The sequence below is a fragment of the Leptolyngbya sp. FACHB-541 genome (genome assembly GCF_014695875.1).
GTDB lineage: Bacteria > Cyanobacteriota > Cyanobacteriia > Elainellales > Elainellaceae > JAAUTN01.
Genome location: NZ_JACJPC010000034.1, coordinates 72,230 through 93,607, shown reverse-complemented (window position 1 = coordinate 93,607; position 21,378 = coordinate 72,230). Strand labels below are relative to the sequence as shown.

General features: G+C 48.6%; 21 protein-coding genes and 1 riboswitch. Of the genes, 9 read left to right on the top strand and 12 right to left on the bottom strand.

The features are described 5' to 3' along the window. The first annotated feature begins 277 nt into the window (after positions 1–277). The 3 genes from H6G00_RS05595 (at position 278) to H6G00_RS05585 (ending at position 3,106) form a co-directional block, all read left to right on the top strand. Complete coding sequence (locus H6G00_RS05595; protein WP_190795964.1) at positions 278–1,192, top strand: alpha/beta hydrolase; 915 nt, start codon at positions 278–280, stop codon at positions 1,190–1,192. A gap of 109 nt (positions 1,193–1,301) precedes the next feature. Then, entirely contained in the window at positions 1,302–1,547 is a 246-nt protein-coding gene (locus tag H6G00_RS05590) for a DUF6737 family protein (RefSeq protein WP_190690310.1), read from the top strand. A gap of 839 nt (positions 1,548–2,386) precedes the next feature. After that, a complete protein-coding gene (locus H6G00_RS05585; RefSeq protein ID WP_190643493.1) occupies positions 2,387–3,106 on the top strand; it encodes a response regulator transcription factor in 720 nt (239 codons plus the stop codon). Between the two features lie 160 nt (positions 3,107–3,266). Here H6G00_RS05585 and H6G00_RS05580 read toward each other — a convergent pair whose 3' ends face one another. Continuing rightward, a complete protein-coding gene (locus tag H6G00_RS05580; protein ID WP_190795999.1) occupies positions 3,267–4,403 on the bottom strand; it encodes a 5-(carboxyamino)imidazole ribonucleotide synthase in 1,137 nt (378 codons plus the stop codon). A gap of 2 nt (positions 4,404–4,405) precedes the next feature. Then, a complete protein-coding gene (locus tag H6G00_RS05575) occupies positions 4,406–4,894 on the bottom strand; it encodes a pentapeptide repeat-containing protein (protein WP_190690313.1) in 489 nt (162 codons plus the stop codon). A gap of 255 nt (positions 4,895–5,149) precedes the next feature. Between H6G00_RS05575 and def the strand changes: the two genes are divergently transcribed. The 3 genes from def (at position 5,150) to H6G00_RS05560 (ending at position 7,476) form a co-directional block, all read left to right on the top strand. Continuing rightward, a complete protein-coding gene (def, locus tag H6G00_RS05570; protein WP_190643491.1) occupies positions 5,150–5,713 on the top strand; it encodes a peptide deformylase in 564 nt (187 codons plus the stop codon). Between the two features lie 53 nt (positions 5,714–5,766). Beyond that, positions 5,767–5,961 (top strand): hypothetical protein, encoded by a 195-nt coding sequence (locus H6G00_RS05565; protein ID WP_190643490.1) that lies wholly within the window; start codon positions 5,767–5,769, stop codon positions 5,959–5,961. 108 nt (positions 5,962–6,069) lie between these two features. Beyond that, positions 6,070–7,476, top strand: coding sequence for a PrsW family glutamic-type intramembrane protease (locus H6G00_RS05560; protein ID WP_190643489.1), 1,407 nt, complete (start codon positions 6,070–6,072; stop codon positions 7,474–7,476). Positions 7,477–7,730: 254 nt separating this feature from the next. On the opposite strand, the gene H6G00_RS05555 is transcribed toward H6G00_RS05560, so the two are convergent. From H6G00_RS05555 to fraC, 8 genes are all read right to left on the bottom strand, one after another. Then, positions 7,731–8,354 (bottom strand): hypothetical protein, encoded by a 624-nt coding sequence (locus H6G00_RS05555; protein WP_190795963.1) that lies wholly within the window; start codon positions 8,352–8,354, stop codon positions 7,731–7,733. 106 nt (positions 8,355–8,460) lie between these two features. Beyond that, positions 8,461–10,137: a CHAT domain-containing protein gene (locus H6G00_RS05550; RefSeq protein ID WP_190795962.1), complete on the bottom strand. Its 1,677-nt coding sequence runs from the start codon at positions 10,135–10,137 to the stop codon at positions 8,461–8,463. Positions 10,138–10,305: 168 nt separating this feature from the next. Continuing rightward, positions 10,306–11,064: a GUN4 domain-containing protein gene (locus tag H6G00_RS05545; RefSeq protein WP_190795961.1), complete on the bottom strand. Its 759-nt coding sequence runs from the start codon at positions 11,062–11,064 to the stop codon at positions 10,306–10,308. A gap of 75 nt (positions 11,065–11,139) precedes the next feature. After that, complete coding sequence (locus H6G00_RS05540) at positions 11,140–11,988, bottom strand: hypothetical protein (protein WP_190795960.1); 849 nt, start codon at positions 11,986–11,988, stop codon at positions 11,140–11,142. A gap of 94 nt (positions 11,989–12,082) precedes the next feature. Beyond that, positions 12,083–14,008, bottom strand: coding sequence for an ATP-binding protein (locus H6G00_RS05535; RefSeq protein ID WP_190795959.1), 1,926 nt, complete (start codon positions 14,006–14,008; stop codon positions 12,083–12,085). A gap of 168 nt (positions 14,009–14,176) precedes the next feature. Next, positions 14,177–14,956 (bottom strand): ABC transporter permease subunit, encoded by a 780-nt coding sequence (locus H6G00_RS05530; RefSeq protein ID WP_190795958.1) that lies wholly within the window; start codon positions 14,954–14,956, stop codon positions 14,177–14,179. A 13-nt stretch (positions 14,957–14,969) separates the two neighbouring features. Beyond that, complete coding sequence (locus H6G00_RS05525) at positions 14,970–15,965, bottom strand: DUF5357 family protein (protein ID WP_190795957.1); 996 nt, start codon at positions 15,963–15,965, stop codon at positions 14,970–14,972. A gap of 24 nt (positions 15,966–15,989) precedes the next feature. After that, positions 15,990–16,541, bottom strand: a complete 552-nt coding sequence (gene fraC / locus H6G00_RS05520; RefSeq protein ID WP_190795956.1) for a filament integrity protein FraC — start codon at positions 16,539–16,541, stop codon at positions 15,990–15,992. Positions 16,542–16,953: 412 nt separating this feature from the next. On the opposite strand from fraC, the gene H6G00_RS05515 reads away from it, so the two are divergent. Next, positions 16,954–18,087: a cob(I)yrinic acid a,c-diamide adenosyltransferase gene (locus H6G00_RS05515; RefSeq protein ID WP_190690344.1), complete on the top strand. Its 1,134-nt coding sequence runs from the start codon at positions 16,954–16,956 to the stop codon at positions 18,085–18,087. Positions 18,088–18,212: 125 nt separating this feature from the next. Here the strand turns inward: H6G00_RS05515 and H6G00_RS35230 are convergent, their stop codons facing one another. Continuing rightward, a complete protein-coding gene (locus H6G00_RS35230; protein WP_190795955.1) occupies positions 18,213–18,647 on the bottom strand; it encodes a DUF4278 domain-containing protein in 435 nt (144 codons plus the stop codon). Positions 18,648–18,694: 47 nt separating this feature from the next. Next, a riboswitch (Glutamine riboswitch) is annotated at positions 18,695–18,778 on the bottom strand. A gap of 475 nt (positions 18,779–19,253) precedes the next feature. Here H6G00_RS35230 and H6G00_RS05505 point away from each other — a divergent pair. After that, positions 19,254–19,529, top strand: a complete 276-nt coding sequence (locus tag H6G00_RS05505; RefSeq protein ID WP_190643477.1) for a DUF2470 domain-containing protein — start codon at positions 19,254–19,256, stop codon at positions 19,527–19,529. A 643-nt stretch (positions 19,530–20,172) separates the two neighbouring features. Continuing rightward, positions 20,173–20,589: a 4a-hydroxytetrahydrobiopterin dehydratase gene (locus H6G00_RS05500; RefSeq protein WP_242042144.1), complete on the top strand. Its 417-nt coding sequence runs from the start codon at positions 20,173–20,175 to the stop codon at positions 20,587–20,589. On the opposite strand, the gene H6G00_RS05495 is transcribed toward H6G00_RS05500, so the two are convergent. Then, positions 20,586–21,236 (bottom strand): hypothetical protein, encoded by a 651-nt coding sequence (locus H6G00_RS05495; RefSeq protein ID WP_190795954.1) that lies wholly within the window; start codon positions 21,234–21,236, stop codon positions 20,586–20,588. The two genes, H6G00_RS05500 and H6G00_RS05495, sit on opposite strands and share 4 nt — an antisense overlap. Positions 21,237–21,378: the final 142 nt, after the last annotated feature.

Sequence of the window (21,378 nt, the reverse complement as noted above, 5' to 3'; positions counted from 1 at the left end):
GTAGAACGTGATAAGCAAATTTTATGCGTCGCTAGCAAAGAAATCTGTCTACAAATTGAACAATTTATTGCCGATTTATGTATTTCCTTCAAAAACGTCTTAATTCAAGCCGCGCAGGCTTATGAAAGTTGAGCAATTGATTCAGAATGGAACCTGCTTGTTAAGACAGCGATTCATCGCGTCCTATGCTCAAAGCATCTGTTACTCATGAAGCCTACTTGTAGAATGCGATTCATCAGGTCTTTACCAAGAATTTTGTAAGATTGGGAGTTTTTTTATGAATGCGATCGCCCCTCCTCTCAACCCCACTAACCCTGCCGGAATTGGCGGTACTCCCCACGAGTTTGTGTGGAATTGGAAGCAGCAAGCCCACACGGTTGTCTACGAGACGTTAGGACAGGGAAGTCCTGTTTTGCTGCTGCCTGCTTTTAGCACCGTGTCTACCCGTTCCGAAATGCGAGGTTTAGCAGAGCGGCTGTCTACTCAATTTCAAGTCTGGGCGATGGATTGGCTCGGTTTTGGAGAATCTGACCGACCGTCCATCGACTACCGCTCAGCGGTTTATCACCAACTTTTGCAAGATTTTGTCCGCAGCCAATTTGACACGCCCGTAGCAGTGATTGCTGCCGGACATGCAGCGGGCTATGTGATGCAGTTGGTTTCGATGCAGCCCGCAGTCTGGTCAAAGATTGTGTTGGTGGCTCCAACCTGGCGCGGACCGTTGCCGACGATGGGTGCAAATCAGCAGGTTGCAGGTGTGGTGCGGGAAACGGTGCGATCGCCCCTGCTGGGACAAGCGCTTTATAAGCTCAATACGGTGCCCTCCTTTCTAAATTTGATGTATCGTCGTCACGTCTATACCGATATTGAGAAACTCACGCCTGAATTCATTCAGCAGAAATACCAGATTACCCAACGACCTGGTGCCCGCTTCGCTCCAGCGGCCTTTGTCACAGGTACCCTCGACCCTGCTCAAAACCGCGACGAATTTCTGCAAAACTTTCAATCCCTCTCAATGCCGTTGATGTTAGTTATCAGCGAACAGGCACCTCCAGGCTCAAAGGCAGAAATGGAGGCGATCGCAGCGCAGCCCAACGTGCAATCCCAACGGCTTCCCGGCTCCCTGGGATTGCACGAAGAATATGCTGCAGAAGTGGCTGCGATCGCCCTACCCTTCCTTACGACTAACTAGTAGGTTGGCAATGCTTGAGTAAGAGTGAACACCCGTTTGCCCTTACGAAGGTAAAATCTTCTCCAAAAGCTTCCGAGTTGCACTTTACGTCAATAACCTAGGACTCCACATGACGACTCAACCCGATTCCAAATCACTCAACGTCTGGGATTACAAACCCTGGTGGTGTCAGCCCTGGTCAATCGTTTTGACAGGCATCACCCTCATCAGCGGTAGCTGGCTGCTGCTGCGACTCTGGTGGCTGACTGCGCTGGTCGCTATTCCTGTATTAACTTGGATGGTGTTCTTTGTGCTGATCTACCCCAAGCTGGTTGCCCAAAGCGGTATCCTTTTGGATGAAAAAGCATCGGAGTAGTAGAGTGCGATCGCGATTGATAGGTAGAGGGGCAATCTTTTGTCCAAGATTTGTCCTATTAAAGTGCTTCTGAAAAGTCCGAAGCTGATACTTAACAGCACGCTTCACGCTAGAACTACTCAAATTGCTCAGCCTTAAAAAGAAGCTCAATATGGTAGCTGTTACTGCCTAAATATTTGAGTTTTTATAAGTTCATCCTTTAGGTAGTCCTGTTGTCTTTTAGATCTCTTTCAAAAGACATATCTTCCAACAGAAGTTCTATTAACTCAAAAGTTCACGAACCTTCTGTGTAGAAAAAATATTGTTGAGAAATTGATCGAAAGAATTTTGCCTCTACAGATTTTTATTTCTGTAGGATAAATCCTGCATTCATTCTAGATATTTTCCGACTTTTCGACTAATTGACAGTCGTCTACGTCACATTTACTACCATTTTTGTGTAGAGTTACTTAGATCAAGCAAACTAAATTCCTTCTTTCATCAAATCTAAGGTTCTGAATGTAAACGGATTTAACATAAGATTTTTTAGCGCAATACTTTGCTATGTACGATTAGGTACGTTAAATCGAGCTTAAAGCTCTGCAACCCCCATTTGGTAAGGAATGTAGATCAGGTTGAGCATAGAAATAAATCAGCAATAGACTCAAATTCACTTAAACTATTCCCAACGAAATACCTATATACGCCTACAGCCTCCTTCTCTTGATAGACCGAAAAGATTAGGTAAATCGTCTAGTATTTCTGCAGGTGAAACTGTTGAAATATTATTATCCATTGCATATCCATCCCAAAGTGCTTGCTTAAAGTCCTCCTCGTTCTAGAAAGTCGAAAGGTTAGAGATGAACACGATCCGTGTAGCCCTAGTGGAAGACCATACTTTAACTCGCGTTGGTATTCGCACAGCACTACAGCAGCGAGACCAAATTGCGGTAGTTGGTGAAGCAAGTAATGCTTTATCTGCGCTTGAACTTCTTAAAATCACTCCTACCGACGTTGCTATTGTAGATGTTGGTTTACCCGGAATGGATGGGATCGAATTAACTCAGCGCCTCAAGAGCATTCCTCCCGCAGGCGATGTGCCTGAAACGAAAGTTTTAATTATGACAATGCAGGACGATGAAGAAGTCGTCATGTCTGCTTTCGCGGCTGGGGCAGACTCTTACTGCATGAAGGATATCAGCATCAATGATCTGGTAGAAGCTATTCGAGTAACCTCTCAGGGTGATTCCTGGATTGATCCATCTGTTGCTCGTGTTGTCCTGCGACAGACGCGTGAAGCGCAGGCTGAGGCTTTTTCTAAAGCTGAATCTGGCACGATCGCCATTAAAGCAATGGACAATGAGTATGATCAGGTTGTTCAGGCATACCCATTAACAGAGCGAGAATTGGAAGTTTTGGAGTTGATTGTAGACGGATGCAGCAATGCCAAAATTGCTGAACGGCTCTACATCACCGTTGGAACAGTCAAAACTCATGTACGGAATATTTTGAACAAGCTCTGTGCTGATGATCGCACTCAGTTAGCGGTTCGTGCGCTTCGCTCAGGACTTGTGAAATAACTCTACTCCTTTACTTAGCAAGGGACGCAGATCCCCGGCTTCTCTACGAAGCCGGGGATTTTATTGCTACCTGACTAACGAGTCTGTTAATGAGATGTTTTTGAACGTAAAGGCTTTGTTTCAGTGCAGAGTTTCAGTGCAGGGGCGATCGCCCAGAGCATCACGTTTGATACCAGATTGACTCGATAGTTTGGGCAATTTCTGTGGCTTGCGATCGCTGCTTAGCTGCATCGCTAATATCCATCAACACAGTCACATGTCCCAACTTACGCCCCGGTCGAGACTCTGTTTTGCCATACCAATGCACCTGAGCCTGGGGAATTTGCGATAACTGCTGGCGTTTCTCTAAGTACTCACTTTGGGAATGCTCGTAACCCAACAAATTCACCATGACAGCCGCCTCAGTCCGCAAGGCCGGATTGCCCAATGGCAAACCACACACTGCACGAAGATGTTGCTCAAACTGAGACGTGACGCAGGCATCTAAAGTGTAATGTCCGGAGTTGTGAGTGCGAGGTGCAATCTCGTTGACCAGCACTTTGCCGTCACGAGTTAGAAACAGTTCAATGCCAAATATGCCGACAACATTGAGTTGAGTGAGTAAGGTGTGGGCGATCGCCTCCACTTCCTCCTCTACTGTCGCCAAATCAGAAGTCACAAATACTCGATGACAAACCTGTGCTTCCTGCTGAGTTTCCACAACTGGGTAGGTGACGATCTCACCTGTCGTGCTACGTGCCGCCATAATTGCCAGTTCACGCTCAAAGGGCACAAATTCTTCGACCAACCAGGCTTGCCTTGCCGAGTTCGCCAAAATTTTCTCTAAATCTGCCCGATCCTTGAGAACAAACGTTCCCTGCCCGTCATAGCCGTGGCGACGCGCCTTCAAAACAATGGGATAGCTGAGCCATCTGGCAGAAAGGGTATCTGCGGCTTCTAAAGTTGAGAATTCAGGAGTGGGTAGCCCAATGTCCCGCAAATAGCAGCGCTGATGATACTTATCCAGCAGCGGAGCCAGGGCTGTGAGTTGAGGATAAAAACGAACGCCCTGCTTTTCTAAATGAGTCAGGGCTTCCAGGTCAATAAACTCATTCTCAAACGTGATCACGTCACACTGGGCAGCAAGCTGGGCTGTCGCAGTAGCATCGTCAATCCGAGCAAGAATCGTCTCGGTGGCGATCGCCACTGCCGGATCACTCGCCTCAGGAGTTTGCACAATTAAATCGACTGCTAACGATCGCGCCGCATCTGCCATCATCCAGGCGAGTTGACCGCCACCAATTACACCAACCCGCATAGTCAAGGGCAACCTAAAGATTCACGTGTATCGATACCTGTTTTGGGATTTGTGCCGCTAGCCCGTGCACATAACTCCTTCACCTGTGCCCCGTCCAAAATGGCGTAGCTAAAATCGGCTCCGGCAATATCCACATCCTCGAACGTCGATCGCAGCAAAATGGCTTCGGTAAAAACCGCATCGCTCAAATCGGCTCCCGAAAAGTTTACCTGATCTGCCATTGCATTGGTCAAATCTGCGCCGTGCAGATTAGCTTTAGTCATGACCGACGCGCTAAACACGGCTCCTCGAATATCTGCATCGCTGAAGTTAGTGAACTCCAAATTTGCGTTAGAAAATTCCGATGCCTGTAGACTCTGCCCTGAAAAATCTCGCCCTTTTAGCTCTGCATTACTAAAGGACATAGGCATCGTCCAGTCTGCGTGAGCCGGAAGACTCCAACCCCAAAGCATCAGAGACAGCAAAAAAGCTGCCAGTTTTTGCCAAGTCATGCTCAACCCCAAATAGAGTCACTGACTCTATCTTGCCAGGATTCTGGTTGCGTTGAAGCTGGATTCAGCTGGATTCATAAAAGGGAGACACCTGGGTTAGTAAAATTCGAGGTACCTGGAGGACCAAAGGAATCACAGGGGAAACTAATCAGTTGAGCAAAAGATTAAGAGCTTTGCACGTATCCACCCTGGAATGGGCATGATTCATTATGATGGAGTTAGAGAAATTCACTATTTGTAATAGGTTACGGTTTCATGACCTCTCAAATTCTGGTTGAAAAGAAAAAGCTAGCAAAGCCGCCCCTTCAACTGCACTACTTGGGCGATCGCGTCTTGCGTCAACCCGCCAAGCGCATTAATAAGGTTGACGATGAAGTGCGCCAGTTAGCCAAAGAGATGCTGCAAACCATGTACAGCGAAGATGGCATTGGTCTGGCAGCTCCCCAGGTTGGAGTTCATAAGCAACTGATCGTGATTGACTGCGAGTTAGACAACCCCACCACGCCGCCTTTGATCTTGATTAATCCAACTGTCAAGCAGCAAAGCCGAGACGTTTGTGTCGTTCAAGAAGGCTGCCTCAGCATTCCGGGTGTCTTTTTAGATGTGACTCGACCTGAAGTGATTGAGGTTTCCTACAAAGACGAGAATGGACGGCCTCAAAAGCTAACCGCAAAGGGTCTGCTATCGCGGGTAATTCAGCATGAAATGGATCACCTGAATGGGGTAATGTTCGTCGACCGCGTGGATAATGCCCTGTTGCTCAATCAAGAACTCGCCAAGCACGGATTTTCGACTCAGGCCGTTAAGTCTGTGAGCTAGTCCGTTTTCTGCTAAATTAACGAAGTTGGGTGAGCAGAAGCAACGGAGCAAAAATGACCCCAAAAAGTAGTGTGTTTCTGGGCGGTTCCTGTGTTGCAGCGATCGCTGCCGTCGGTTCAATTTTTGAACTTTCTTCTGGCACTCCTCAACTGGGTACGCTGTTGACGAGCATCATCCTGGCCTTGAGCACTCCCGCGGTAGGGCTGCTGTTTTATGCTGCAGTTCGGGATGCAAGAGCAAACCAGTAGCTACCCCGAAATGATCGGAAAATGCTGTCAAAATTCGCAGGGTGTTGAGCTTATAGTTAAGGCAGGATATTTGACTCCTACGTCCTCCCTAGCGCAACATCTTCACTGATGACGGGACAATCTTCTCGAAAGGCAGTTCTTCGACAGGTTTCCACCAGTCAACCCGAAGCCAATTCCCTTTTACATTTTCTCTCTCCTACTTCAGAAGTTCTAATTGGGCGCGATCCGCGTTGTCAGATTGTTCTGGACTCTTTGTCTTATGGCAGTGTTTCCCGTCAACATGCCAAGGTTCACCTTGCTCCAGCTCAGGTATCTGGGCAACCGCTAAGCTGGCAGCTTTGCGATCTGGGTAGCGCTAATGGCACTTACTTAAATGGGCAAAGATTACAGGGATGTCGTACCTTGCGAGAGGGCGATCGCATCGTGCTGGGTCAAAATGGGGCTCAGTTTATTTTCGAGTATCAGGTAATAGAAGGAAGCCCTACCGCAGACTTTCCCCCAATTCCTCAACCAGTTGTCTTTCCGGGAGCCTATTCAGCCACAGCTCGCCCTGATACACAGGCGGGTCTGAATGCGACCCCGGCGGCTGATGGCGTTACATTGAGTCAGCTTTTTCCGATTGTTTCAACGGGGCGAGATTTGACTCGCAAAGCATACCTGATACCGGGCAGCATTATCGTTTGCGCCGTGGTGTTGATGTTTGCCTCGATTGGCAACACGATTCTGTTTAATCTGCTGCTGGCGCTGCTGTTAGCAGGTGGTGCGTACTACTTTATCTACCAGCTTTGCGGCAAACACAAACCTTGGTGGCTGCTAGTAGGGTCGGCTATTCTGACGATGCTGCTGTTGCTTAGCCCGGTGTTGAATGTTTTTATTTTTGTGTTTCGCGGTGTGCTTCCAGGTAATGTGCCGGAGGACATTGAGTCAATTAGCTTTCCAGTCCTGCTAATCAGGATGTTCTTTGGAGCTGGCTTGATGGAGGAGTTGCTGAAGGCGATTCCAATATTCGTGGCCTATGCCTGGGGAAATCGACTGCGATCGCCCCAACGAGAACGCATTGGTGTTTGGGAGCCTCTGGACGGCATTCTGCTGGGAGCAGCCTCAGCAGCAGGTTTCACAATCTTGGAGACCTTGGGTCAATACGTTCCGGGAATTGTGAATCAGGTGTCAATTCAGTTTGGAGACGGTCTGGCTGAAGTGTACGCGATTCAGCTATTGATTCCTCGCATTCTTGGTTCTGTTGCAGGGCACATGGCTTACAGCGGCTACTTTGGCTATTTTATTGGGCTAAGTATTCTCAAGCCTTCAAAGCGCTGGCAAATTTTGGGTGTCGGCTATCTCACTGCCTCTGCCCTTCACGCATTGTGGAATGCAACAGGAGTGTTGAATTTGCTGATCTTGACGCTGGTAGGGGTAATGTCCTACGCGTTTTTGGCTGCGGCAATCTTGAAAGCTAGAACTTTGTCTCCGACGCGATCGCAAAACTTTGCGACTCGCTTCTCACGACTTCCTTAATTTGCAGCATACACACCAACTTCTATCCCCCTCAAACGCCCTATCCTAGGGACTTGTCGTTACTGCTCAAAGTCCTCCAAAACGGGAGATTTGAGGGGCGAAATGCGGTGTTCTAAGAGCGATCAGAAAATCAGTGTACAAGGCAGATCCCGGAGTGGGAGATGGGGGATTAAGCAATCCTGTACAGGCATGATTCTTTCGTCTTGGCAAAGAATCATGAGTTTGGAACGGAGTTTTGATAATTTTTTGTGTAGCTACTCTTGTATAGAGGGGCTAGGAAGCTGGGCGATCGCATAGCGAGCAATGGCTAGACTTAGGCGGGCTTGCTCAATTCCTGATAGCTCTGTCCAGGCTGCACAACGAACTGAGCGTAGAGCAGCTTCTAACATTTCTGTTTCTGCACCTCGCATCGCATAAGCAAATGGGCGGGCAAGCACCTGGAGATCATCTTCGCCCCAGTCAGGTAGAAGCTCTTGCACGCACTGCACCAACTGATCAGCCAGGGAAAGATTGGTTGCAATAATCTGGTTTGCGCGACCAATAATTTTATCTAACAAAGCTTTAGGCACCTGAGCCGAAAACTGTCCAAACAGGTCTGCACTGAGTGACTCAGCAGCCGTTTTCTGAATTGTGGTCGGTAAAACAGTTGCCCAAAGCTGCTCTAGCGTGTTGGACAGTGCTTGCCCTTGAGCTGCCAGTTCGACAGCCGACCAACTTGCCTCCACTTCCTGCTCAAGCTCAGCAAAGTAAGCTTCTGCACTTGGCTCGGCTGGATTCCAGGGGTAGGAAGCTTCTGACTGCAAAATGAGCTGCAGTAGCTCTCGCTCTGCTTGGGCATGAAAAGATGAGGAGTGGGGACGAGCCTGATCGTTTGCCATGAGTTGCTCCTGAATGCAATAGCTAACCAGATCTGAACACCGATATCTACAAGGGGGAGTGGGACTGTTCCGTAATTGGCTAAAATCTCAGCCAATTGGCTGAGATTTATCGGGCGGCAAAAGGATCTTCGATCGAAAACTCTAAAGCTTGACTTTGAGAACTGCCAAACTTGAGCTGAGTCTTTGATTTCAAAGGAACTTCCTGATGGTGAATCTTGTGCCAGCCGTTGGCATCCAGCACCAGCGTGCCAAAGCGAGAAAAATCTCGGAGGAAGTAGGTTGGCTCTGCAGTGCCCTCCAGGAAAGCATCTCGGTAGAAAATCTCAGCATGCTTACGGGAAACTCCAGGTTCACCTCGCAGCACCAGATCGTTGCCATCCTGACTGCCAATTCGCATTCTGCCACCGTGAATGCGCCAAACTCGGCTGGGAGCTGCTAATGAGCGCAAAGATGCTTCGGGTGTCTGCCGTCCAATCCAACTAGGGGAATGGTCGGGGATTTCGGTGACGTTTTCGGCTAATGGCTTGATTAACTCGCCGTTAAACTCTGGATGCATGTAGAGGACGGGCAACGTCCAGGCGGGCTGGTTGAATTTGTAAAGGGTCAGCAGGTGCTGTCGAGCAATCGCCATAGCCTCGTCAATCGGTGCTCGTTCAGCTAGCGATCGGGCAAATGCCTGAATAAAGCTGAGTGCTTCCCGATCGGCGATCGAGTCACGCATGGCCAGCACCGCCGGAACGCCATGATGAATCAGCACCTCCGCCAGGCTGCTGCGAGGAATCGCCTGCTGACTCTGCTGGTCGGGCTGTGCCCCCCAACAGGCATTAAACACCGCCAGCTTGACGTGGCAGCGAGTTAACACTTGAGCCAGTTCTGTTCCATTTAGGGTGGCATCAGAGCGCAAAAACAATAAACCTCCATCTGGAGCAGGTATCCCGTGTCCAGAGTAAAACAAGACGTTGTAGGTTTCTGTTTCCAAATGATCAATCAGAGCCGCTGCGGTGGGCTGTAAGAGTGTAGTCACCTCGCAGGGCACAGGCATGGTAAACCCATCACTTGCGTCTACCTCTCCCGATGACTCTAGGATTTTTGACAGCGCCTCTGCTTCTTGCTGCAGTTTTAGGGCTGGCTGTCCCAGTGAGCCTGAACGGGCCGAATTGCCTGAGGCAGATGGATCTGCATCCTGCCCTAAAACCAGCAAAATCTTGAGTGCTTGCTCCGGACGCAGGGAAGGAAGCGGGTCTACGTCGCTGGTGGTGCGGCTAAATAAGATCTGCTGGCTGAGAGAGATGGCCTGCTTTCCGGGCTGCGGCTGCATAATTTCCCAGGGAAGCTCGATCAGGTCGGGGTCACGAATCTCCAGTCGCAGTCGCAAGGGATTTCCCTGTCCGATAGCAATTCCTTGGCTCTGGTCGAGGCTACTTTGAATCGGACCGTCAAACAGCCAGCGCCATAGGCTAATCCCTAAATGTTGCATTAAACGGCTGCTGTAGCTGGTTCCTTGTGTGGAGGAAGATGGCATTGCCATCATGGGAGTCAATGACGGAGCAGACTGGGGCAGCTGAGCCGGAGAAATTCGAGGGACATCGGGTAGCCCACGTAGCGAAAACAATCCTTGCCAAGCCTGCCAGGTTTGGGTGAGTTCGCCAGACCACATGCAGTCGTGATGAACATACCCTCCTGGAAAAGGCGCTTGTAAAACCCAAATCGCATAATGCTCAGGCTCAGCAGCCTTTAGGCGGGCGATCGCCAAGCTCAAGCAAGGACTCTCAGACACAAACATGTAAAACTGCTGATTCTAGACCCGAACAGATTAATTTCCTACTAGTCTATATGGTTCCTTTAGAACAAACACACTTTCAAATTGGTTTGATTGGTCAGAGCAGTAGGCGATCGCTTAAATTCTCTACTGCATTACTGTGCTAGTACGGTTTTGGGCGATCGCCCTACTTCAATCAATTTGGCAGACGCTCAGGCGATTAGCGATCGCTTCCATCGTAAAAATACCAAACTTGTCTCCCAGGAACGGCAAATGTCCGACTGGGGCACTGAGCGAAAAAGTAATTTCGTCGTAGCGCTTCCAGCGGCGGTCTACTAAAAAGCTGGTGGTGCGCCAACCGACCCGACCCCCAAATCTGCTCCAGACCTCAGTTTTGTCCCACAGCAGGTTTTGTAGCGGTTGCCAGATCGATGCCTGAACGCTGAAGCCAAAGCGATCGCCACTGTGTTTGCGCCAAAGCCGATCGATAATTTTTAGGTCTTCACAGGGAATGTCATCAATCCGGTAGCTGGGAAACTGCTCGGTCAGCGTCAGCCCACAAGCCTTGAATAAGGCAAGTTTCGTCTCCTGGTCTGCTTCCTGCCATTGTCCTTGAGCTAGGACACTCTCTAGCCGAGTGTAGTGCGATCGCTGATAAAACTGCTGCACTGCCTGCTGCACTCGTGGCTCTGGTCTGTCCTGCAACAGATGATAGGCTTCCTGCTGAACCTCAATAGAAGGATCATTCAACGCTCGAACTACTAAAAACAGTCCCTTTTGTCCATACTTAAGGGACTCCGGGAGAGCTTCCAGGCGATGCTCGGACACTGGGCTAGCTAATCGTCGCTTCACTCCTTCAAATCCACCCAAGACAACACTGCTTGCTGGAATTGCACCCTGACCGCCCAGGACAGCATCATGGTTTTGAGGTTGATTGAAACTGCTGGTCATAGGGCGATCGCTTACCAAGTTTAGGGATCTAAGCGGAAGGAAACATCTTTTAGAAAAACTCTACCTGCTTCTTTCTTAGCTTATTCCCCAGACTCGCAGAGTTCTATCTTCGCTGCCGCTCAGGAGAATTTGCCGCTTGGGGGCGATCGCCACTGCTGTCACCAGGCTGGTGTGTCCTCTGAGGATGCAGACTTCTCGCCCCGTTTTAAGATTCCAGATCTTGATCGTGTTTTGGCTGCCGCTGATCAGGTGTTGGGTGGTGCGGTGGCGATTGGGGCTGACGGTGACGGATGAAATGCTGCGAGTGGGTAGGTCATCTGCATCGATTTGCTGTCCAGTTCGCATATCCCAAGCTTTGAAGACCCGTTCTCTAGTTTTGATCACGAACATGCGGCTGTCAGGAGTGATGGCGATCGCATACACAAAACTTGGCTCTATAACCCGCATCACTTCCTCCCTCGCCTGCAAATCCCAAACTCTTAGGGTTGCATCGCGACTGCCGCTAATAGCGATTTGCCCATCAGGGCTGAGGGCAACGGCAGTAATGCCACCTGCATGACCTGTGAGTGGATAAAGGCATTCAAATAATGGATAAGTATCGTAATGGCGTAAGGCGTTTTTTACGACTGGTTCTTGGTGTTGGCGCAGCAGTGCATAGGCTGCTCTTTGTACCTGAATGGACGGATCTTGAAGTGCCTGGATGAGCAGATTTAAGCCTGTCTGACCGTGTTGAGACAGTTGGGCGATCGCTCCTATCCGTTCCTCGGTCAAACTGCTGGACAGTCGCCGCTGGATTCCTACCAAGCCGCCTAAAACTGCACCGCTAACCGGAGGCGGATTTTGCCCGCCCAACACAACATCGTATTCTTTGGGTTGTTCAGGTTTGGAGTGTTCGGATTTGTATGGATTGGAGCTTTGCACCACAGCTAGACGAATGCATCTGTTCTAGTGTGACGGATTTTGTTGTTTGACGGATTTCGCTGGGTAGATAGGAGGCACTATTCTGCAAAGTACCTGTTCACGATTTGGTTTTAGGACTGCTGTAGTTTGCCACTAGACGCGCCAACACATCCAACGCTACAGGTTTAGGTAAGTACGCTGCGGCTCCGGCTTGCAGACAGGTCTCGCGATCGCCCGCCATCACCATTGCAGTCTGTACCACAACGGGAATCGACTTATACTTGGGGTTAGCCCGAAGCTGCTTGATGAGCGTAAGTCCGTCTACATCAGGCAATCCGACATCCATCAGGATCAGAGCAGGCAGCGTATTTTTCAAGCAAACCCAAAATTCTTCTGGATTTTTTGCCCAAAGCACCTGGTAGCCCAGCTTTGCTAGATAGGTCAGAATGAGTCTGGCACTGGACACATTGTCTTCCACGACTAAAATCGGCTTGCCCAAGGTTGGTGGAGGAGTTCTGCTGCTAGGGCTGATGGGAGCAGTCGGGCGATAGGCTGTATCACTGGGGTTTGAGGTCAGTCGAGGATTGAGAATAGGGGGCAGGGTTGGTCGAGAAATTCCCGGTGTTGGGATTTCTGGAGGTGATTGGCGATCGCCCACCGCTGGAGTCAGCGGCAACACTAATGTGAATTGAGAACCATGATTCAGTTCAGAGTGAACTTCGATCCGCCCACCATGAAGTTGTGCGAGCTTTTGGCTCACTGCTAACCCCAAACCCGTTCCTTCATGCGTTCCTACGACTTCATTGGGATGGGTATAGGGTCGAAACAGCTTTGTCTGGTGCTCTTTGCTTATGCCCGCACCCGTATCCCAAACGGTGAAATGCAGAAACACCCCAATCAGATTGACTCTTAAGCCGACGGTTCCAGATGGGGTAAATTTCACCGCGTTAGACAGCAGATTCAACAGCATTTGCTTCAGGCGCAGTGGGTCTGCCACAAAAGTTGTAACGCTGGAATCCAGATCTATCCGCAGTTGTAGCCCTTTTGCATGGGCTTTCTCTGCAATTAGGGTCATCAGGTTATGGCACAGATCTGGAACGTGAACCGTTTCCCTTTGCAGATCAAGCCGATCTGCCTCGACTTTTGACAGGTCAAGGATGTCGTTGACTAGCGCCAAGAGATATTGACCGCTGCTGAGAATGGTATTTAAGTAGTCTTGATGGGCAGTCAGGTCAGAACTGTGGTTTTGGTGAAGCAACTGCACAAACCCCAACATGGAGTTGAGCGGTGTACGAATTTCATGGCTGGTGCTGGCTAAAAACTCGCTTTTAAGCTGATTGATCCTTTCTAGTTCTCGAATTCGGTTTTCTAGTTTGTGACACTGAGGGCATTCCAGTTGCAGCAGTTGAATTTGGCTGATGGCGATCGCACATTGCTGGACGACTCGCTCGATTAGGTCTAACCAGGCTTGGTGCAGCAGAGTGGTATCTGGCAGAGTGGCAGGGGAGACAATCAACCAACCCACTAAACCACGACTCGTTTGAATCTTCCAGGCAGTTTGCCAGTCAGATGACCCCTGCTGAAAATCTTGAAGAAATAATGTTTCTCCTGGTCCGAGTCGTGCCTGTAGCCCTTGGAGCCAGGATGCGTTTGTCGGTTGGTTATAACGACGAGACTCTAGCGGGGCAACATGACAAACCTGAAACACGGTTGTTGAAGGGGAAGGAGTGGTGTCAAACCGCGAATCAGGATCATGCCAGGGCAGCGCGATCGCCACAACGCCATTTCCTAGAGCGGCTCTTAGTTCATTCACGACAATGTGAAAAAGCTCAGCCGCAATCATGTCCTTTTGCCCCGATTGAAGGGGGCGATCGCGAGACAACAAGCGTAAAAGTTGACTGTTAATTTGCTGAGTTAGCTGGTTGCTGTGACGCTCTAGCCACAGCTGTGTCTCAAACTGGTCTTTAGGATTAAGTGCTGTACTAGGAGCTTGCCCATGAGGTGCAGACGGCTCAGGGGCAGACAGGTTTGAATGCTGGTTCATAGTCTCAGGCTGGGATGTGCAACGTTGACATGGCACAATTCACCCTGCTGCGAGTCTAATCGATCACCATAGCCTCAGCCTGAACAGTGAAACTCGCTCATCAAAAGCTTACAGAAATTTGCCTCTGATTAAGCTGTTTACGGGCAAAATTAAAGCTTTCTAAAACTTCTAAAACTCTCGACGAGAAAATAAAAGACTGGCGATCGCCAAAAGCAGCACGGTATAAAGTAAACCGTAGGCAGCATGACCCAGCAGTTCCACGGGCGCAGGTAAAGCCGCAACACCATAAACCGCTTGATTCTTTAAATCCAGTCGAGACAAGTCAGGTAAAACCAGGTAAAGCGCTTGCGTCACCCGTTGAATACTGGGATTTTCAGACAAATTACCAAGTGCCACCAGATCTCGGCTAAAGTGACCCATCAAATACACCGCAAAAGTTAGCAGCGTTGCCAACAAAGAACTGGTAAACACGCCAAACAAAATCGCCACTGCGGTAATCAGAGCCAGCTCCAATAGCAGGTAAACCGCCGCCAAAAGCGTACTGCTGAGCGGATAAGACACCTGATAAAAACCTAAAACTGCCAGGTAAATCAGCGTCATTGTGGACACTAGCACTGCCAGCACCATCGTCAGCCCTAAATGCTTGCCAATGATAAACTCGACTCGGCTGACGGGTTTAGCAATCAAAACAAAGACAGTGCGCTTTTCAATCTCTTTGTTCACTAACCCTGTACCGACAAATACAGCAATGACTAGACTGAGCAGGGCGATCGCCGCTAAGCCCAAATCTTGCAAAATTTTGTCTTCCGTACCAGCTGCCACCTCTGGCAAAAGTACCGCTGCTGCCACAAACAGCAGTGCAAATACACCGATTAAATAGAGGACGCGATCGCGAATCACTTCACGAAACACATTGATAGCGACGACCAGAATTCGACCCAGACTCACCAACTTTCTCCTTCTAACTCCCTTGAGACGACGCTGTAATAGGGTTAAGCGGAATCAAATCACTAATTGGATTACATTCAATCTGACTCACAGTAGGCGGAGAAGCTGCGGGTGGATTTCGCACAGGCTGTTGTGTAATTGAGCAAGGCTTCTGCAAAAAATAACCTCCTGTTTGAGAACTTGGGCCCTGCCAAATTGCTTGCAAATTCAGCGTATAGCGTGGAGCATTCCCAGAAACTGAGCCTTCCAGGTTCCACAAAGCATTCTCTTCCAGTGAAGAAATTCTGTCTAAAACCCGGCTTTCTATGTCAGCAACTCGCGATTGGACATTAAATAGCCAAAGTTCAGTCTCTGCCAGTGAGCGACCTTCTAACTCATCGACAACCATTGACTCTGCCAGATTCAAAATCAGAACGCCTCTAGAATCGCTGACTCTTGGGCTAGCAGTGTTAATCACAAAAGCACTTCTGTCAAAGCGATCTGCCAGAATACTGGGATAGTCTCCCAGCCAATCTTGCAACAGAAAATGAAAGCTAAACCAGCAGCTCAAGATAATGCTGACTAGAAACAAAATGACTAGCTCTTGTCGCCCCTTTGCATCAGGCACTTTAAATCCGGGTCCGCGCTTTAGAAACCTAGGCACAGCGGCGATCGCCGCCGAGATCAGCGGCCAGCTAACAAACGGCAATGCCGGAAACTCTTCACGCAAGCCTTCAAATAAAAACGTGCAGGTCAATGCCCCTGTAATCCACGGCCCGGGATAAATTTTGAGTCCCAAAAACTCAATCTTGAAGTCTGCTAACGCCCAGCCCACCCCCAGCGTCAGAAAAAACCAGCCCATCGTTGCCAGAAAATCTTGCACAAACTCGGTGTCGGTCAAAACCGAGTTCAACAACGACATGCCCCAGGAAAACAAACTCAGAAAAATCAGAGTTTGCCAGGAGAATGAGCGAGGCGGCTTGAACTGCGTCCAGAATTGCTCAAAAAAGCGTTTGATTGCTTCCAGCACAGGGGAGGCTCCAGAGGGGTGACGTTAAAGGCGAATGTCAGCAGGAACGATAATCCGAATGAAGAGGACAAGCAGGATAGCCGTATAGCTTAAAGCATTGGCAATGAGAACGGCGTTGGCCCGACTTGGACCTTCACGAGCATTTTTTCTGGCACGGATTGTATTCTGATAGCGCTTGGACTTGTCAGCTTGAATTTCTTGCTCTGACCGTTTTTCCTCTTTGTCTTGCAGCAAGAGCTTGAGCAAATCTAACCCCGAAAGTTTGACTAAAAAGCTGATAAAAAAGGTGACAAACCCCGCAAAAATGATCCAGGCTGCAATACCGCTTGACCACTGATCAAAAAAAATGCAGTTAATCAGTTGAAACCTCAGATTCGTTGGAACCAATGGCTCGATGCTAAAGAAGATCAGCCAACCAATTGCAGTCGAGAGTAAATTGATCGAGGCTGCATACTCCACGCTTTTGCGGTATGGCAGCTTTAGTCCTTCATGTAGAACTGCTGCTTCAACGGCGATCGCCAGCAGCAGAAACAAACATTGAAATGCGATCGCTCTTAACGGCAGCACAGAAAACATCTAAGCCCTCACTCCGCCCCAGATACGGCACGTTCTATCTAGATTGATATCAGTAAAATCGAGAAATTGAAGCCCCACTCGACCAAGTCTTTAAAATCCTATAGCAAACCTCAACAAGTTGTAAGAATCGCGCTTCAGATAAGGGGTTAAGTCTCTCGCAACCTTCTTAGAGAATTCCTAAAGACAAACGAGAATAGAGGTTTAGCGTTCAAGAAGTGATGCAGGAATTGCTCATTGTCGGGTTAACCGTCATAATGAGTCAATCATGAAGCACTACAGATGGGATTCAAGCTTTAGTCGATCGCTCTAAAGACGCTATCTGTAGTGCCGATAATTTCAGCAGACGGAAACTCAACTTGTTGTCTATATTTCCTTTACCTATTCACCTCACCGGAGCCACAACACCAGCGCTATGACGAGGACAGGCATCGGTATCCGTACCGCTCAAACACGCTCTGAGCGCATGACGGGTCAAATTCACGTTTATGACGGCGCAGGCAAGGGCAAATCTCAAGCAGCGCTAGGCGTAGTGTTGCGCTCAATTGGCTTAGGCATTCGGACATCCTGGCAAACTCGCGTACTGCTGCTGCGATTTCTCAAAGGTCCAGGCTGTACCTATGACGAAGATGCGGCAATCGAGGCGCTTCAGCGCGGCTTTCCGCACCTGATTGATCAGGTACGGACGGGTAGAGCAGAATTTTTTGGCGCAGACGATATCACCCGATTCGACCGCATGGAAGCGCAGCGAGGTTGGGATGTAGCCAAAGGGGCGATCGCCTCTGGTCTCTATTCAGTTGTTGTGCTGGACGAACTCAATCCGGTGCTAGACCTGGGGTTGCTACCAATTGATGAAGTCGTGCAAACCCTCAAGCGCAAACCAGAAGACCTGGAAATCATCGCCACTGGGCGGGGTGCGCCTCAGCCTTTGCTTGATGTCGCCGACCTGCACTCTGAGATGAAGCCTCATCACCACCCGTCTGCCCTAGAGCATGGGATTGAAGGGGTCGAGATTTATACGGGGGCAGGCAAAGGCAAGTCTACCAGCGCTTTGGGTAAAGCACTTCAGGCAATTGGACGGGGCATCAGCCAGGATAAATCTCACCGGGTGCTGATTATGCAGTGGCTTAAAGGCGGCACGGGCTACACCGAAGACGCGGCGATCGCCGCTCTCCAACAGAGTTATCCCAGCCTGGTTGATCACCAACGCTGTGGTCGAGATGCGATCGTCTGGCGCGGACAGCAACAGGAGCTTGATTATGTAGAAGCAGAGCGGGGCTGGGAAATTGCGCGAGCGGCGATCGCCTCTGGACTCTACAAAACTATTATTCTGGATGAGCTAAACCCAACTGTCGATTTAGAACTACTGCCCCAACAGCCAATTATTCAGGCGCTGCTACGCAAACCTCGTGACACAGAAGTGATCATTACAGGTCGCTGCAAGAACCCGCCCGCTTACTTTGACCTTGCCAGCATTCACTCCGAAGTCTACTGTCACAAACACTACGCCGAGAAGGGAATTGACTTAAAGCGGGGCGTAGATTTTTAAGTTACTCCTACCGTCGCGCTAGTTCCCTGAGTTATTCCAAAAAAGGGAGGAAGGGCTTAACCCCTCCTCCCTTTTTTGTCCTACCCAATGCAGCTGTAGAAAAAGACTTCTAGAGAAAAAGACTTCTAAAATATTTGCTGCATTTCGCGCTCAAGCACGTTGACCAAGTTTTGGTCGCCTCTTTCCCTTGCAACTTCGATTCGGTGCTGCAAACTGCGCTCAATGTTTTGGCGATGAACGTTTGCAACTTCGCTCAAAATTGCCTGCCGCGTCCGAATTGCAGAACGAGCCTGATCCATCCCACTGGGACGAAAGACATCGCGAACTGCTGCCTTTGCTGCACGAATCGCTGGCGAAATGGATTCAGCTCCACCAGTCGCATTCGTCTGGTAGGCAACACCCCGATACTTTAGTTCCAATACAGGCTGTCGAACGGGAATGTGTCTGGGATAGGTAAAGTGAAAGTTGCTTCCACGGTAGTTCCCCGTACCTTCACTTTCAACTATGTTTATAGGGGTAGAAACACTGTCATAACGGACACCGCGATAAGAAAGTTTCATAATGACGATCGCCTCCTGCAAAGGATAATCCTGTAATCTCGGAATGAGGCGCGTTCCTTCGGGACAAAACTCCCTACTTCCGTCTCTACTAGAACCCTACCTGGAGGCGGGGAACTTGGGAGATGAACGAAATTTATTTTCTGTCTGTATCTTATTTTACGGTTTTGCCTTTTGTCTTGCCAATTAAGTAAGATTTAAGATCCTGTGAAGATACTTCAAAGTTATGCCGTAGGACTGTTGCAATAAGTTGAAGTTAAACTTCTGTAACGGACGAGAAGTGGACTTGAGGTAAGGAATCTGCCCCTGCCCCTACACCCTGCAATAGCACTTATTAAGATTTGCAATGAAAACTTTACGTAATGCAATCAACATTTTTATCAGCGTGGCGCTGATTGCCTTTATTGGCTTGAATCTGTTTCGACTGGCAGTTTTCTTTTTACATCCCAATCCGCCTCTTTAGGTCAACAATCCTTTTGAGATTCAATTTGGAGACTACCAAAATTTGAAGTTTCCCAAGAGGAAAGCGTCAGTTCCTAAAACTGGCTTAGATTGAAGTAACTTTAAAGTAAGCACTGTACAGCTTGAAATTTGGTAGGAAGCTTAAGTATGGCTGATGCCCTTTCTCCTGAAATTAGCGATCGCATTTGCAAGCACATGAATGATGACCATGCAGATGCAGTGGCACTTTATGCCAGAGTTTTTGGCGATGTTCCTCAAGCAACAGCCGCACAAATGCTCAAAATCGATGCTCAAGGCATGGATTTGTCTGCCCAAGTAAATGGCACTACTCTTCCAGTCAGAGTTGTGTTTGACCATGAACTTGTAGATTCAGAAGATGCTCACCACACTCTAATTGCAATGGTTAAGCAAGCTAGATCTTAGGAGATTTCTGAGAAAAAATTTACCCCTGGGTAGGGGCAGGTTTTGACAAAATCTTTGCAATTGACCGACAGCTTTAATGCTAAATCTGCCCCTACAGGTATCTTGTTTGCTAGAAATCTCCTTAGTCTTAGAAATGCAGGGAGTCTAATCTAAGGATTGTTGGAATGGGCGATCGCTCCAATTTTGTTTGATTTCTTTCCTATAGAAGCGATCCAACGAAAGGAGGATTCAATCTACCACTTCAATAAGTATCTTTTATAGAGTGGTACGCATAGGACGAAGATGCAGTGATTAAAAAACTACTGCAAGCTGCCTTGATTACTTTTTTGCTTTATCTAACCGCAGGTGCTGGTTGGCAACCTGCTAGTTTGGATTCTATCAACTCGGACTTGAGACGAATTTCAGACCCGATGAGCTTTCCTGTGAACTGATCTTTTCAGATGCTTGTCTCTCAAAGAAGTCAGTTCAGAAAGCTAATTCAGGAGCATAAACTGCGTCAGTCTGAAATAAAGGATTACATCCTTTTGCTAATAGCTTCAGTCAGTCCAGTCCTAACGTAATAGACTTCCTACATGAATACTGTTTTGGAAGCGTGAATCGTTGCGCGGCGGAGCCGCACAACGATTCACGCAGGAAGTTAAATATGATGCTACTGCGGCAATGGGCAAATCGCATCCTTTTAATTGCAGTTTCTAGCCTGGTGCTGCTGGTTAGCTCAGCGTACGCTGAAAACTTGAATCCTTTAGTACGTTTGAGCGAGACAGAAGTTTCTGATCGTCTACAGCAGCTACCAGATTGGACAGTTCGTGATCAACAGCTTGTTTGCACCTACCAACTTGGTAGCTTTGTGGAGGCGATCGCATTTGTCAATCGTTTGGTAGACCCTGCGGAAGCGGCAGAACACCATCCTGACTTACTAATTTCCTACAACCGAGTTACGGTCACTCTAACAACTCATGATGCGGGTGGACTAACAGCGTTAGATTTTGCTTTAGCAGAGGCGATCGCTCAACTTCATAACGAAATTCATTCCTCTACTCCAGGCTGTCAGCCCAACTAAAATTTAGCAAACAGTCGCAACACTTTCATCCCAACTGAGAGAAATGAGTGCATTTCTTCGAGTGGAACTTTAGCACTAGCGCGGTAAAAGATTAACCGTGAGTCACTCGCCTCAGTACAAAGCCCTCTGCTATCTTCATAGAAAGCAATTGCTTCAGAATGAAAGGCTTTGCGAATCGATGCCTCGTCCTCGCCGCGCAGTAGATAACGGCTGGAAAATTCCGGGTAGCTCGTAAAATCGATGTCGTGATAGCCCAAGAAATCGCCCATCTTGTGAAACAGATTTTCAGGGTACAGCGAGAATTTGGGCATCTGCAAGCGATCAGAACGTAGCAAAATAACCGTTTGGGAATGAGTGTGCGAGTTTTTTCCGCTCCCGGTCGTGTAAAGGTAGTCAAAAATAGCGACGAATGCTTCTTCAACTTGTCCCTGAATTAAATTCCTAACTCGTCGGTTGCGGCCTCTAGAGAAGAGTTGAAAGTCATGAACGAGCCCCATAACTTGTCCATGACCGTTCTTGTAAAACTCCAGGTTTAGGTCTGCGGCGATCGCTTCTAGTTTTTTAGTTCTCTGGCGCTCAAAATAAATAGAAAGTACGACGCCAACAATCGCCAGCACAATGAAAAACAGAATAAAGGAAAAATCCATAAGGTTTTACTGACCTTTCTTAGCTTGGTAACAGAACAATAATTTGCCCTGTTTAGTATGCACAGAGAGGGGATTATACCTTTTCGGCAAAAACGAACTAGAGGAGGGAAGGTACCTTCCCTCCTCTAGTTCGTTTTCTTGG

What these genes read in the sequence shown, in the direction of transcription:
- H6G00_RS05595 (WP_190795964.1), top strand. Translation starts at nt 278, where the DNA reads ATGAATGCGATCGCCCCTCCTCTCAACCCCACTAACCCTGCCGGAATT.
- H6G00_RS05590 (WP_190690310.1), top strand. Translation starts at nt 1,302, where the DNA reads ATGACGACTCAACCCGATTCCAAATCACTCAACGTCTGGGATTACAAA.
- H6G00_RS05585 (WP_190643493.1), top strand. Translation starts at nt 2,387, where the DNA reads ATGAACACGATCCGTGTAGCCCTAGTGGAAGACCATACTTTAACTCGC.
- H6G00_RS05580 (WP_190795999.1), bottom strand. Translation starts at nt 4,403, where the DNA reads ATGCGGGTTGGTGTAATTGGTGGCGGTCAACTCGCCTGGATGATGGCA.
- H6G00_RS05575 (WP_190690313.1), bottom strand. Translation starts at nt 4,894, where the DNA reads ATGACTTGGCAAAAACTGGCAGCTTTTTTGCTGTCTCTGATGCTTTGG.
- def (WP_190643491.1), top strand. Translation starts at nt 5,150, where the DNA reads ATGACCTCTCAAATTCTGGTTGAAAAGAAAAAGCTAGCAAAGCCGCCC.
- H6G00_RS05565 (WP_190643490.1), top strand. Translation starts at nt 5,767, where the DNA reads ATGACCCCAAAAAGTAGTGTGTTTCTGGGCGGTTCCTGTGTTGCAGCG.
- H6G00_RS05560 (WP_190643489.1), top strand. Translation starts at nt 6,070, where the DNA reads ATGACGGGACAATCTTCTCGAAAGGCAGTTCTTCGACAGGTTTCCACC.
- H6G00_RS05555 (WP_190795963.1), bottom strand. Translation starts at nt 8,354, where the DNA reads ATGGCAAACGATCAGGCTCGTCCCCACTCCTCATCTTTTCATGCCCAA.
- H6G00_RS05550 (WP_190795962.1), bottom strand. Translation starts at nt 10,137, where the DNA reads ATGTTTGTGTCTGAGAGTCCTTGCTTGAGCTTGGCGATCGCCCGCCTA.
- H6G00_RS05545 (WP_190795961.1), bottom strand. Translation starts at nt 11,064, where the DNA reads ATGACCAGCAGTTTCAATCAACCTCAAAACCATGATGCTGTCCTGGGC.
- H6G00_RS05535 (WP_190795959.1), bottom strand. Translation starts at nt 14,008, where the DNA reads ATGAACCAGCATTCAAACCTGTCTGCCCCTGAGCCGTCTGCACCTCAT.
- fraC (WP_190795956.1), bottom strand. Translation starts at nt 16,541, where the DNA reads ATGTTTTCTGTGCTGCCGTTAAGAGCGATCGCATTTCAATGTTTGTTT.
- H6G00_RS05515 (WP_190690344.1), top strand. Translation starts at nt 16,954, where the DNA reads ATGACGAGGACAGGCATCGGTATCCGTACCGCTCAAACACGCTCTGAG.
- H6G00_RS35230 (WP_190795955.1), bottom strand. Translation starts at nt 18,647, where the DNA reads ATGAAACTTTCTTATCGCGGTGTCCGTTATGACAGTGTTTCTACCCCT.
- H6G00_RS05505 (WP_190643477.1), top strand. Translation starts at nt 19,254, where the DNA reads ATGGCTGATGCCCTTTCTCCTGAAATTAGCGATCGCATTTGCAAGCAC.
- H6G00_RS05500 (WP_242042144.1), top strand. Translation starts at nt 20,173, where the DNA reads ATGATGCTACTGCGGCAATGGGCAAATCGCATCCTTTTAATTGCAGTT.
- H6G00_RS05495 (WP_190795954.1), bottom strand. Translation starts at nt 21,236, where the DNA reads ATGGATTTTTCCTTTATTCTGTTTTTCATTGTGCTGGCGATTGTTGGC.